The organism is Sulfurihydrogenibium yellowstonense SS-5 (assembly GCF_000173615.1).
GTDB classification, from domain to species: domain Bacteria; phylum Aquificota; class Aquificia; order Aquificales; family Hydrogenothermaceae; genus Sulfurihydrogenibium; species Sulfurihydrogenibium yellowstonense.
In genome coordinates this window covers 1-12,661 of record NZ_ABZS01000023.1, presented here as the reverse complement: position 1 = coordinate 12,661, position 12,661 = coordinate 1, and the positions used below count along the sequence as shown (strand labels likewise).

The 12,661-nt window shown below is 32.9% G+C and carries 9 protein-coding genes and 3 pseudogenes; 8 read left to right on the top strand and 4 right to left on the bottom strand.

Annotation, left to right across the window (positions count from 1 at the left end):
- Positions 1–420 (top strand): EAL domain-containing protein (locus SULYE_RS01700; protein ID WP_007545888.1); only part of this gene is annotated, 420 nt, incomplete at its 5' end.
- A gap of 19 nt (positions 421–439) precedes the next feature.
- Positions 440–2,368 (top strand): PhoX family protein, encoded by a 1,929-nt coding sequence (locus SULYE_RS01695; protein WP_007545886.1) that lies wholly within the window; start codon positions 440–442, stop codon positions 2,366–2,368.
- Between the two features lie 431 nt (positions 2,369–2,799).
- On the opposite strand, the gene SULYE_RS01690 is transcribed toward SULYE_RS01695, so the two are convergent.
- The 4 genes and pseudogenes from SULYE_RS01690 to SULYE_RS08810 form a co-directional block, all read right to left on the bottom strand.
- Entirely contained in the window at positions 2,800–5,040 is a 2,241-nt protein-coding gene (locus SULYE_RS01690) for an NADP-dependent isocitrate dehydrogenase (protein ID WP_007545884.1), read from the bottom strand.
- A 332-nt stretch (positions 5,041–5,372) separates the two neighbouring features.
- A complete protein-coding gene (locus tag SULYE_RS08175) occupies positions 5,373–6,290 on the bottom strand; it encodes an MFS transporter (protein ID WP_232178541.1) in 918 nt (305 codons plus the stop codon).
- 44 nt (positions 6,291–6,334) lie between these two features.
- Positions 6,335–6,511, bottom strand: a complete 177-nt coding sequence (locus SULYE_RS08170; protein ID WP_007545882.1) for a hypothetical protein — start codon at positions 6,509–6,511, stop codon at positions 6,335–6,337.
- A 194-nt stretch (positions 6,512–6,705) separates the two neighbouring features.
- A pseudogene (locus SULYE_RS08810) lies at positions 6,706–7,591 on the bottom strand (transposase).
- A 50-nt stretch (positions 7,592–7,641) separates the two neighbouring features.
- On the opposite strand from SULYE_RS08810, the pseudogene SULYE_RS08805 reads away from it, so the two are divergent.
- From SULYE_RS08805 to SULYE_RS08165, 6 genes and pseudogenes are all read left to right on the top strand, one after another.
- Positions 7,642–7,899, top strand: a pseudogene (locus SULYE_RS08805) (integrase core domain-containing protein); the annotation flags it as partial.
- A gap of 149 nt (positions 7,900–8,048) precedes the next feature.
- Positions 8,049–9,782 (top strand): lysine--tRNA ligase, encoded by a 1,734-nt coding sequence (lysS, locus tag SULYE_RS01675; RefSeq protein WP_007545878.1) that lies wholly within the window; start codon positions 8,049–8,051, stop codon positions 9,780–9,782.
- A 2-nt stretch (positions 9,783–9,784) separates the two neighbouring features.
- Complete coding sequence (locus tag SULYE_RS01670) at positions 9,785–10,732, top strand: ADP-ribosylglycohydrolase family protein (protein ID WP_007545877.1); 948 nt, start codon at positions 9,785–9,787, stop codon at positions 10,730–10,732.
- A gap of 10 nt (positions 10,733–10,742) precedes the next feature.
- The gene (gene hfq / locus SULYE_RS01665) at positions 10,743–11,000 is read left to right on the top strand and encodes an RNA chaperone Hfq (RefSeq protein WP_007545876.1); all 258 of its coding nucleotides are present in this window, start codon (positions 10,743–10,745) and stop codon (positions 10,998–11,000) included.
- A gap of 776 nt (positions 11,001–11,776) precedes the next feature.
- Positions 11,777–12,484 carry a carbon monoxide dehydrogenase beta subunit family protein gene (locus SULYE_RS01660; protein WP_007545875.1) on the top strand — a complete coding sequence of 236 codons (708 nt, stop codon included), beginning with the start codon at positions 11,777–11,779 and terminating at the stop codon, positions 12,482–12,484.
- A 15-nt stretch (positions 12,485–12,499) separates the two neighbouring features.
- Positions 12,500–12,661 (top strand): annotated as a pseudogene (locus SULYE_RS08165) (ferredoxin oxidoreductase); the annotation flags it as partial.

Sequence of the window (12,661 nt, the reverse complement as noted above, 5' to 3'; positions counted from 1 at the left end):
AAAATAAATATTACTGAAAACCTTTTAAGCGTTGTAAAAAATTATAAAGGGTTTGGTCTTAATATAGCTATAGATGACTTTGGAACAGAGCATTCTAACTTTGATAGATTGGTTTATATAGATTTCAACTTTTTAAAGTTAGCAAGTGTTTTAATAAAAGATGCTGACAAGAATGAAAAAAAGCTTAAAATGTTAGAAGTTATGAATTTTTTAGCCTATAAATTTGATACTTACTTGATAGCAGAAGGTATTGAAAGTTTTGAAGAGGCAAAAATACTGTCAGATTTAGGTATAGATTACCATCAAGGATTTTTTTACTGTAAACCCATGTCAAACCCATTAGAGGCAATAAATATTGTTGCAAATATATTAAATAATCAATTAGAAGATAAATTGGCAAAATCTCTAATTATGAAATAATTTTGAGAGGTCTTAAATCATGGAAAACTACTTTGGAGACATTTTAGAAAAAGCAATATCAAGAAGAGATTTATTTAAGATTGGCGGGATATTAGGACTTTCTGGACTGTTTAACATTGGATATTCTAAGAATATTCAAACATCTGTAAAAAACTATAAAAACTTATCTTTTAGAACCATTTATCCTGATACAAAAGATGAAATAACGATTCCGGAGGGTTATGAATGGAAAATTTTAATCAAATGGGGAGACCCTTTAGATAACAACGATGGAATAAACTATCAGAATGTTTTTGAAAAAGCATCTAACCATGATGTTGAAAGGCAAAAGTACTGTTTTGGATACAATAATGATTTTGTAGGATTTTTTAACTTTAAAGATAAAACTCTTTTGGTTGTAAATCATGAGTACACTAACCCAGAAATCATGTTTAAGGATTATTTTCTAAGAAATCAGCCAACGAAAGAAGAGGTTGATTTTATGATTCAGGCTCATGGGCTTTCTATAGTTGAGATTAAAAAGAACAAAGATGGATTTTTTGAGTATGTAAAAGGCTATAAATTTAACAGAAGGATAACAGCAGAAACAAAAGCTTTAATATCCGGACCTGCGAAAGGACATAAACTTCTCCAAACATCTTACGACCCAAACGGCGAGTTTGTGTATGGAACTATTGCTAATTGCTCAGCGGGAAAAACTCCATGGGGAACGGTTTTATCCTGTGAGGAAAACTTCCATTCTTACTTTGGAGGAGATTTAGAAAACATAGAGCCAGAAAAAATGACAGATTATAAAGTTGTTGAAATCCATCAAAGATACGGTGTTCCGGATATTAAATATCATGATTATTACGGATTTTATAAGTACTACGATAGATTTAACGTTGAAAAAGAACCAAACGAAGCAAATAGATTTGGCTGGGTTGTCGAGGTTGACCCTTTAAACCCAAACAGACCACCGATCAAAAGAACAGCCCTTGGAAGGTTTAAGCATGAGGCAGCAAATACTGCTATCGGGAAAGATGGGAGAGTAGCAGTTTACATGGGAGATGATGAAAGATATGAGTATCTTTACAAATTTGTAACTAAAAACAAGTTTGACCCAAATGATAGAGAGAAAAATTTTAACCTGTTAGATGAAGGAACGCTATACGTGGCTGTGTTTAACGATGACTTTACAGGGCAATGGGTAGAAATTGCATCAGCTTACTTAGAAAATGGAAAGTATATAATAAAGCCAAATCCAAAGCTACCAAACATATTCCAAGAAGACCCTGTCCTGTGTTTTATCTACACAAGAAAGGCTGCTGATTTATTAAACGCTACAAAAATGGACAGACCGGAAGACGTGGAGTATAACTATATTACTAAATCTGTTTTTGCTGTTATGACTTACAATGAAAAAAGAAAAGCATCAGAAACAAACGCAGCAAACCCAAGACCGGAAAATACTATGGGACATATTATAGAAATCATCGAAGAAAATCATAATCCTACTTCAACAAAATTCAATTGGAGAATAGCTTTGATGTGTGGAGACCCAAAAGCAAGCTCTTACAATAACAAGCTTTTTATCTACGGACAACTTGCTAAGTCTGATGTACCGCCAATATCAGCACCGGACAACATAGCCATTGATAAAGTTGGCAATGTATGGATAGCAACTGACGGTAATCCTGGATTAGATAGATTAAAATCTAATGATGGTGTTTATGTACTAAATCCATTTACAAAAGAGTTAAAGATGTTTTTATCAGGCGTGCCAAACTGTGAAATATGCGGTCCTGAGTTTTCAGATGATTATAAAATATTTTTCTGTGCAATCCAACACCCGGGAGAAGGAGATTTAAATGCTACAAAATGGCCGTATCTAAACGACAACTGCCCAATTCCAAGACCAGCGGTAATACAAGTTAAAAGAAAAGATGGATTAGAGGTTTATTTATAAATAATTAGCGGCCCAGGCAGTTGTATAAGTCATAACATTTTCAAAAAATTTAAAAAAATTTCAAGACTCTTAGGGTTGTCTATTGTTAATGAAAGCTCCTTTGGTAGCTATTTCATGCTTAAGCTAAAAAAGAGAACTTCTGTTTTCTCATCTGCTTACTTTTCTTCAATTTCTAACTCAAAATGCTGGAATGAGAAAAGTTTAAAAATTAGCTTATGTTTGATAAATTGATATTAGATTATCTCTATCGATATCTTGGATGAGAAATTTAATAAAAGCAGGAGATTCTTGGTCGGTTGACAAATAAGATTGTCCTCTCTCTGATACCTGTCAATCAACTTTTGACTGTTATGGCCTTTAAATTGAAGAGTATTCTCTAAAATTAGATAGTTAAAGTCCCTCCCATTAAGGGAGGGGGAGTGTTGAATGCTTTATATAGAATCTATTATTCTGTTGAATGTTTCACTTGGTCTCATTGCTTTTTCAGCTTTTGCATCGTCTGGATGGTAGTATCCGCCTATGTCTTGTGGCTTACCTTCAGAATCAGCTATTTCTTGAAGGATTTTTTGCTCATTTTCTTTTAAGTCAGCAAACACTTTTTCAAATTTCTTAGCCAATTCTGGGTCTTTGCCTTGAGCAGCTAAAGCTTCTGCCCAATACATAGCAAGGTAGAAATGAGAACCTCTGGTATCAAGTTGACCAACTTTTCTTCCTGGTGTTTTATTATTTTCAAGATATTTTTGAATTGCTTTATCTAAGGCTTCTGCAAGAATTAATATTCTTGGATTATCCTTTCCATGTAGTGTTTTTAATTGTTTGTAAGCTAATCTTAATGATTCTACGAATGCAAGGTACTCTCCAAGGCTATCCCATCTCAAGTGTCCTTCTTTTAAGAATTGTTCTACGTGCTTAGGAGCAGAACCACCAGCGCCTGTTTCAAATACAGCACCGCCAGCAATCAATGGAACGATTGATAAAGACCTTGCTGATGTACCTACCTCAATGATTGGGAATAGGTCTGTTAAGTAGTCTCTTAAAACGTTACCGGTTACAGAAATAGTATTTAAACCAGCTCTAAATCTTTTTAATGTAAATTTCATAGCATCTTCTGGAGATTTGATATACCACTCAACATCAGATAAATCGTATTTTGGAAGCTCTTCTTTTACTTTTTCTATAAGTTCTCTGTGGTGAGCTCTGTACTTATCAAGCCAAAATACTATTGGCTCGCCGCTTTCCTTTGCTCTGTTAACAGCTAATTTTATCCAGTCTCTGATTGCTATATCTCTTGTGATACAGCTTCTATAAATATCTCCTGCTTCAAGTTCATGTTCCATTAACACATTACCATCTTCGTCAACGATTCTGATTTTTCCATCTTCTGGTGGGAAGAATGTTTTGTCGTGAGAACCATACTCTTCAGCTCCCATTGCCATTAAACCTACGTTCGCAACGCTTCCGACGGTTGCAGGGTCAAACTGTCCGTTAGTTTTGATATCTTCAACTATCTCTTTATACATTCTTGCATAGCTTCTATCCGGAATTGTGATTACACAGTCATCCTCTTCACCTTTTGGACCCCAGCCTTGTAAACCATTTTTAATAACAGCCGGAACAGATGCGTCAATTATTACGTCATTTGGTCTGTGTAAGTTTGTAATTCCTTTGTCTGAATCTACCATATACATTCTTGGTCTTTTCTGGTAGATTTCTTCGATTGTTTTCTTGATTGCAGCTTGTTTATCTTCCGGCAACTTGGATAACTTAGCCTCTAAATCTGAAAGACCGTTATTTGGATTAAATCCAATCTCTTCAAGTTCTTTTCCATACTTTTCAAATAGTTCTTTAAAGTAAACTCTTATAGCATCTCCAAACAATACAGGGTCAGAGACTCTCATCATTGTTGCTTTTACGTGTAAAGAAAAGAGAATATCATCTTCTTTAGCTAATTCAATTACTTTTTCATAAAATTCTTTTAACTTTCTTCTGCTTAAGAACGTTCCATCTACAACATCACCAACAGAAACCTTAACACCTTCTTTTAATACTTTAACTTCTCCATTTTTGTTAACAAACTCATATCTTAATGTTGTATCTTTTTTGATAGTAATTGATTTTTCGTTTTCATAAAAATCTCCGCCGGTCATATGAGCTACATGAGCCTTGGAGTTAGGGCTAACATCTTTCATTTTATGTGGGTATTTTTTAGCATATTCTTTAACAGATTTAGAAAGTCTTCTGTCTGAGTTTCCTTGTCTTAAAACAGGGTTAACTACAGACCCAACAGCTTTCAAGTATCTCTCTCTAATTGCTTTCTCTTCTTCTGTCTTTGGGTCTTCTGGAAAATCTGGAAGGTTGTATCCTTGAGATTGTAATTCTTTTATTACTTCTATAAGCTGAGGAATAGATGCTGAGATGTTTGGAAGCTTCATAATATTAGCTTCTGGTCTCAAAACAAGTTCTCCTAAGTAAGAAAGCTCATCAGGAATTCTTTGGTCTTCTCTTAAATACTCTGGAAATAACGATATAACTCTTCCTGCTAAGGAAATATCCCTTAGCTCAATTTCAATGTCCGCACCTTTCGTAAAAGCTCTCATGATTGGTAGTAAAGAATAGGTTGCAAGAGCCGGTGCTTCATCAATTTTTGACCATACAATGGTTGCCTTTGACATTTTTCATACCTCCCTAAAAATTTTTTACATAAAAAATATAACATTGTTTGATTTTTTTGTCAATAAAAATATAACATTGTTTGATTTATCAAGACCATATTAGAATTTAAAAAAAATTTTTAATATAATTCGGGTAAGAAAATTCAGTAAAAGCAGGAGATTATTCGCCTGCTGCAGAATAACGATGCTATACTCCTAACTTCTGTAATGGCAATTCATGAATTGTCTCTACCTTTATTTCTCTGTCATGCTTAGGACTTTAGTCAAAAGGATCTTCTTTTTAAATGCTACCTAAGACTACTTATTTCTCAACCGACGCATATTAATCAGCTTTAATATCTATGATTTAGCTTTATTAAAAAATACATCGAAAAAATCTGGCTCAATAAAGCAAAAATCATTATATAAAAATAGCCAAAATTGTATAGGTAGCCTATAAAGATACCACCTAAAAGATAACCAACTCCAAAAATTAGATTAAACAAACCATAAACAGTTCCTCTTTTAGAAATAGAAGTTAAATCAGCTATCGCGGCCCTCATAACACTTTGATGAAAAGCCATAATAAAACCATACAAAACAATTCCTAAAACTGCTAAAAATTTTGAATCTTGAAACGCAAAAATTGGTAGTACAAACGTTGCAATAGGCACTAAAAGTAAAACTTTAAATTTCCATTTGTCATAAAACTTTCCTACCAATAATGAGAAAATTAGATCAAAGACCATTGTGACAGTATAGAGTAAAACTATTATTTGTTCGCTAAAAATATTGTGCATTTTTAAGTGATAAGAAATTACCGGATACTGCGGAAAGGAGACGATAGCAAAAAAACTAAAAAACATATACATGTAAAGGATTTTTGAGTCATATTGTTTATCCTGTGATTTTTCCATAACAGAGGGATTAGGTAATATTTTATATGCTAAAATCAAACACATCATTAGCATTATAAAAGGAATAAGCATAACAAGAAAACCTATTTTATAACTCCCGGTTAATCCAAAAGAAGCTATGAATATCAGCGGTCCTATAATAGAACCTAATCTATCAAAAGCTTCATGAATTCCAAATCCTAACCCTCTTCCTATATTGCTTGTTGCAAAAGAGATTATCGCATCTCTTGCAGAACTTCTAATTCCTTTTCCTATTCTTTCTAAGAGAATAAATAAAACTGCTATATCCCATCTATCAACCAGTGCTAAAAGTGGAATAGATGCTATTAATCCATATCCAATGAATGTAAAAATCCAGTATGTTTTATATTTATCTGAAAAATAGCCGGATATAAATCTTAAAGCATAGCTAAAAATTCTCCAAGCCCTGCTGTAAAACTTACTATAAATAATGATGCTCCAAGACTGTATAAATAAGGTCCAGCGATTCCTTTTGTTCCCTCATATACTGTATCTCCAAACAGACTAACAAAACCCATTAAAATTATGAATTTGTATATTTTCTTAGTCTCCATTAAATCTCCTAAATCTTTTTTGTAAGTATTTTAAATCAGAATTTAGTTTGTGAGATGTGTGATGTTAATGTTAGTAGCTACGGAATGTAATCGTCGTTCATAAGCTTAAAGAATAATCTCATCTTATACTCGTACTTCTATTGTCAATTTTAACGTTCTTTAAACTTTCTAAAAGAAATATAGGAAGAGACTTGTCAATAATTTTGTGTCTGGATTGAAAACTTTTTATTAAACAATTGTAAAGTTTCATAAGAAGCTCCTTTAAAAACAGGTATAGGTTTTTCCATTTTCCATTCTTTAAATTATCTCTCTTTATTAGATTGAATATGCTTTATGAAGTTTGGATATTTAGATTTAAATCTATTACATAAATCATCTAATTTTTCTAATCCATCTTCATAATCTAAGCTGTTTTCTTTTATGTTTTTCAGTTCTTTGTTAAATGTTTGCGAATCTTCCTTACCCATTTGACTTTTTACATTTCTTTGTAAATGGACTACTAAACATAGCTGATGGTCTGTATAAGGAAATAGTGTTTCTATGGCTTTTGATATTGAAGGAAAATCATCACTTACTATAAGCATTATCCTTTTTAGTCCTCTATCTATCAAATCATTGAATACTTTTATCCAATCTGCTTTATTTTCACTGCTGAAAAATGTGTAAAATCCAAATATATCTTTGTTTCCTTGTAAATCTACTTTAAAGAACTACATAAGCAGAAGCTTTTCTAATGGATACTAAACTCATAAGAAGGTTTATATAATCTTCATTAACTCTTTTATAAGGGTCAGGCAGTATTTGTGGTCTAAACCTACCTTTTCTATCTCTTGGGACATTTATGTTAAGCTTGAAAGAACCAGTATTTAGACTTCTTTCATAATACCCATTTGCTTTGTTATCATCGTCATTTTCAAGAAAGAAATTTCTTTCTTGGTTCATAATCAGTTCTACAACGGATTCTAAAAGCTTTCTTATACCTATCTTTTCTTGAGTTGCTATACCATTTGGGAAAAGTTCTTTTACTAATTCCTCAGCGGTTCTGTCTAATATTTTTTCAAAGTATTCTTTTTTATCCATTATCATTCCTCCTTATAATTTTATTTAGACATAACATTATTTTAACTCCTAACTATCCAAGATATCCAAATGGGCAGGCATATGTAGAGAGAATGAATAGAGCATTACAAGAAGAGTTCATGATGTACTGCGATGATTACGAATTAGAAGATATTCATGAACTCAATTAAAGAATGTTGAAACATATGCTATGGTATAACATAGAAAAACCTCATCATAGTTTAAACAAAAAATCACCTTTACAATACTTTTGTGATATTATAAATTCAAATAAATCGGAATTTTCCCAAACTGGTATGACTTATACAATAAGCAAAGTACAGCTAAATAGAAATCATATAAACTTTTTACTTCTTATATCTCACTGTCTTACCCTTACCTTTCACTTTCTTACTTTCTCGCCAATATATTGAGTTATAATTATTAGATATCAATTTTTAGAAGGAGTACAAAATAGATGGCAGAAGGGATTTTAGAAAGCAGATTAGAAAAAATTAGAAAATTAACAGAAGAAGGAAAAAATCCTTATCCACATAAATTTAGCATTACAACAGACCTAAAATCTGTTAGAGAAGGGCTTGAATTTGAGCCAGAAGATAAAGAGTACGTCATAAAAGGAAAAATAAAAAGAGTATCAAAAAAGGAAAACGATTACTTCATAAGATTTGAAGATTTAAACGGACATTACGAAATTCAAGTAGTATTTCCTCAAAAAGAAAAATTATCTCCAAATACAGTAGCATCATTCAAAGGAAAATTAAAAAGAATTGACGGAAAGCTTACACTTTTAGCTGAAGAAGTTTTATTTGAAGAAGCAGGAGAAGATGTATCAACAATAAAAAATAGATATGACAAAGACCCGGAGAAAAAGCAAGTTGCAGTAGCCGGTAGACTAATAGCACTCAGAGACCAAGGGAAAGCTGCTTTTGGACACATCCAAGATGCAGACGGAAAACTGCAGGTATACTTTAACGCTGACACTCTCAGAGAAGAAAACTATAAAAAAGCAATGGACTTAATAGATATTGGAGATATTATTGGCGTAGAAGGTCATCTATTTAGAACTATGACAGGTGAGCTTACAGTAGAAGTTCATAACTATGAAATATTAGCAAAATCTTTAAGACCACTTCCAGAAAAATGGCATGGACTAAAAGATACTGAGTACAGATACAGATACAGATACTTAGATTTAATAGCAAATCAAAGAACGAGAGAAATCTTTAAGATAAGGTCTAAGGCAATAAAAAGTTTGAGAGAGTTTTTAGAAAGTAAAGGATTTATAGAAGTAGAAACACCAATACTTCAACCTGTAGCATCAGGAGCCATGGCAAAACCTTTTATTACATATCACAATGCACTTGATATGAATCTGTATCTAAGAATTGCACCAGAACTTTATTTAAAAATGCTTGTAGTTGGTGGATTTAACAAAGTTTTTGAGATAGGAAGAAATTTCAGAAATGAAGGAATAGACACAACACACAACCCTGAATTTACGATGGTTGAGTTTTACGCAGCATACTTAGACTATAATGACTTGATGGTATTAACAGAAGAGCTGTTTAGAAAAATACTTCTTGATACAGTAGGAACGTTAAAAATAACATGGGAAGGTCAAGAGCTTGATTTTGAAAAGCCATTTAGAAAAGTATCATTTTTTGATGCATTAAAACAAAAAACAGGAAAAGATAAAGAATTTTTCTTAGATTTTGAAAAAGCAAGAAATTTTGCAAAAGAGGTAGGAATACCAAAAGCAGACACATTAACCCATGCAAAAATACTTGATAAACTTTTTGAACATTTTGTTGAAGAAGACCTTGTCCAGCCTACATTTGTAATAGATTTTCCAAAGATACTATCACCACTTGCAAAAACACATAGAAGCTACCCAGATTTAGTAGAAAGATTTGAGCTTATCATAAATAAAAAAGAGCTTGCAAACGCTTATACTGAGCTAAACGACCCTATGGACCAAAGAGAAAGATTCATCCAACAAATCAGAGAAAAAGAGATGGGCGATGAGGAAGCAATGGACGTTGATGAAACATTCTTAACCGCTTTAGAGTATGGTTTACCACCTACAGCAGGCGAGGGAATTGGAATAGATAGGCTTGTAATGATGCTTACAGACAATTACTCAATCAGAGAAGTAATCCTATTTCCAACCCTTAGACCAGAAGGACAGTAAAAATGGAAGAAAAAATAATAGGAACTCTCTTGGGCGCCGCAATAGGTGATAGTCTTGGAATGATGGTAGAAGAACTACCTGTTGATGAAGTTATAGAGTTTTATGGTGAGCCTGTAAAAGATTTGCTTATTCCGCATCCATATTCCCCATCATACTTTTTAAGACCGGGAGAAAATACAAGCGAATTTGAAATCATAAAATTGATGGTAGAATCTATAGTTGAAAGAAAATTTATAGATTCAAAATATATAATTGAAAAATACATTCAATGGCTTGAAAAAGGTCAAATCCACACTTACATTGACCCAACCTTTTTGCTTGCTATAGAATTTATAATAGAAGGAACCGAAACTCCACTAAAAGGGTCTACAATAGACCACTCTCTCGTTGCTATACCTGTTGGAATGTATTATTACAAAGACCCATACCAAGCCTCAGAAGTAGCAAAAACATTAACAATGATAACATCAAGGAATGAGATTGTTTTAGATGTGTCATCAGCTTTAGCCGTAGCAATTGGAGAGCTTATTCAAAGTAGATTTTATTTAGAAGATGAATATGAATACTTTATAAAACTTTTAGAAAAATTCGTTCATAAATCTGAAACCAAAAAATCCCTTCATAAAGTGTTAGACCTTTTAAAGAAAGAAGCAGATTATGAGATAGCCATAAACGAGCTTGGAAATGGTAGCTACTGCTTAGAAAGCTTTTCACAAGCTCTATTTATCTTTTTAAAAACACCGTCATATGTGGAAACTACAATCATTAAAGCTGCAAACTCTTATGGATACTACGGCGGAGATACAGACAGCATTGCATTAATCGCAGGAGCTTTTGCAGGTGCCTATAACGGTGAAGAGCAGATTCCGGAGAGATGGAAAAATCAACTAATGGATTATAATTATATTGTAGAATTAGCAAGGAAATTTTTAGAAGTTATACCAATTTAAGGAGGAAATTATGGCAAAAGAAAAAAAGGGGAGACTACAAGAGAAGTTTTTAAATACAATTAGAAAAGAAAAAGTTAGATGCGATGTTTATTTGGTAAACGGTGTTAAGTTGGAAGGAAAAATAAAGTATTTTGATAATTTTGTAATTCTTTTAAAAGAAGGACCAAGGCAAGTTTTAGTCTATAAACATGCGATAACTACAATATCACCTAAAAAAGAAATAGAGTTTGAATACAATCAGGAAGAAATAGAAGATTCAGAAGAGTAATTATAGCTTAAGTTTATGTTTATACTGTAGTAAAGAAAATATATTATTAAATAAATTCGTCGCATGGTAAATTCAATAAAAGTAAAATATTCTTCCGTTTACTTAAAACGACATCTAAGGTTGCCTTTCCTTAAATGCTTACCAACCGGTCTTTGACTGACATCCTCAGAGCTTTAGTCTAAAGTCTGAAGAGTTTTATTTTGATAATATAAATAATCGTAATATAATAAAGATATACGTGAGACTGTTCCGAAAATCCATACTGTCGTTATGTAGCCGGCGAAGAATCTCATATTTTTCTTTTTCAAGTCAAAAAATCAAAAGATGAGGTCCTACGGACTCCTTCATCAGAATGACACAGATAAGGTGAGCTTACAAAAATTTTAGAACACCCTTAAGATATATACGTTGAGTGAGAAATTCAACAAAAACATAAGATTATTCGTCGCTTACAAAATAACGATATTGGTTTTTTGGAACACTTCCGAATTTATATAAAGACATATATTTAGTCGCAAAAAAGCAATAAAACTTGATATATAAAAAGCTGTGTTATCTGATTTTTTACTTTTGGATAAAGTAAGGCAGAATATCAATCATGGATGATTTAATTTCCAAAAATTTAAAAGATGTAATTTAAACAATTATTTAAACAACGTTTCAAAAGGCTAAAATTACTAATGATAAATGTCATGTCTTTTAAACTTGACAAGTTAAGAAATACGTGCTAATTTTATAACACTGTTTTATTAAATTTTATATTAAGGAGGTTAGAAATGGAAGTACTTCCAGGACCTGCTGGTTATATTCCTACACCACCAGCTTTTGAGGGTGTTGAACTCCCACCACCGGGTAAATCACTTCTCTATGGCAAGATCGTAGATGAAGAGATGGCTATGAGAGAGGCAGCAAAGGCTATGCTTACACGAAAGAATCCTACAATATTCCCAGGACCTCTCGTATTATGGGGATGGAATGCTGGTGCTATGGAAAAGGCAAAGGCTGTTCTTGAGCTTGCAATGGAGATACCAAACTGCAGAATCATACCTATGCCTGACTATAGACCAAAGTATCCCAAAATAGACCCTGAAGCGGAGATAAACCCAAATCACCCTAACCTAACCATTCTTCACAACAAAATAGAAGCCTGTATATTTGTAGGCGTTCATTGTCATTATGCCAACCTATCTTTGAGAATGATTAGAGCGGGTACTAATTGCTTTACTATAGCTATGTGTGCGGAGATGGGACATGAAGATGCCATGGTGTCTCTTAGAGATGTTCACGCAGATGAAATAAGAAGGTTTAAAGATGTTCTTGTACAAGTCAGAGAAGAGTTAGGTATAAAGTGGGAGCCAAAGCTTCCTCCGGAGAATCCATCCTTGCCACCCGAAACTTATGAAAATTTATCCGTGGATGACTATGGAGAGTATTTATACTTAATAATTCCTAAAAAAGATGAGCATATAACTGAAAGCGAATAAAAAGGAGGTAGTAACATGCCAGAGCAAAAAGTTGTAGATACGGATTATCTTTTATTAGAAGCTCCAAGAGAGAAAAAGTTTATAACAGGTGCTCAAGCTATGGCGGAGGCTATAAAGCGCGCCAACGTTGATATAGCTATAGCCTACCCAATTACTCCCCAGTCTGAGGTTATGCAC

Excerpts from the sequence above, each read along its gene's own strand:
- SULYE_RS01695 (WP_007545886.1), top strand. The coding sequence starts at position 440 with ATGGAAAACTACTTTGGAGACATTTTAGAAAAAGCAATATCAAGAAGA.
- SULYE_RS01690 (WP_007545884.1), bottom strand. The coding sequence starts at position 5,040 with ATGTCAAAGGCAACCATTGTATGGTCAAAAATTGATGAAGCACCGGCT.
- SULYE_RS08170 (WP_007545882.1), bottom strand. The coding sequence starts at position 6,511 with ATGGAGACTAAGAAAATATACAAATTCATAATTTTAATGGGTTTTGTT.
- lysS (WP_007545878.1), top strand. The coding sequence starts at position 8,049 with ATGGCAGAAGGGATTTTAGAAAGCAGATTAGAAAAAATTAGAAAATTA.
- SULYE_RS01670 (WP_007545877.1), top strand. The coding sequence starts at position 9,785 with ATGGAAGAAAAAATAATAGGAACTCTCTTGGGCGCCGCAATAGGTGAT.
- hfq (WP_007545876.1), top strand. The coding sequence starts at position 10,743 with ATGGCAAAAGAAAAAAAGGGGAGACTACAAGAGAAGTTTTTAAATACA.
- SULYE_RS01660 (WP_007545875.1), top strand. The coding sequence starts at position 11,777 with ATGGAAGTACTTCCAGGACCTGCTGGTTATATTCCTACACCACCAGCT.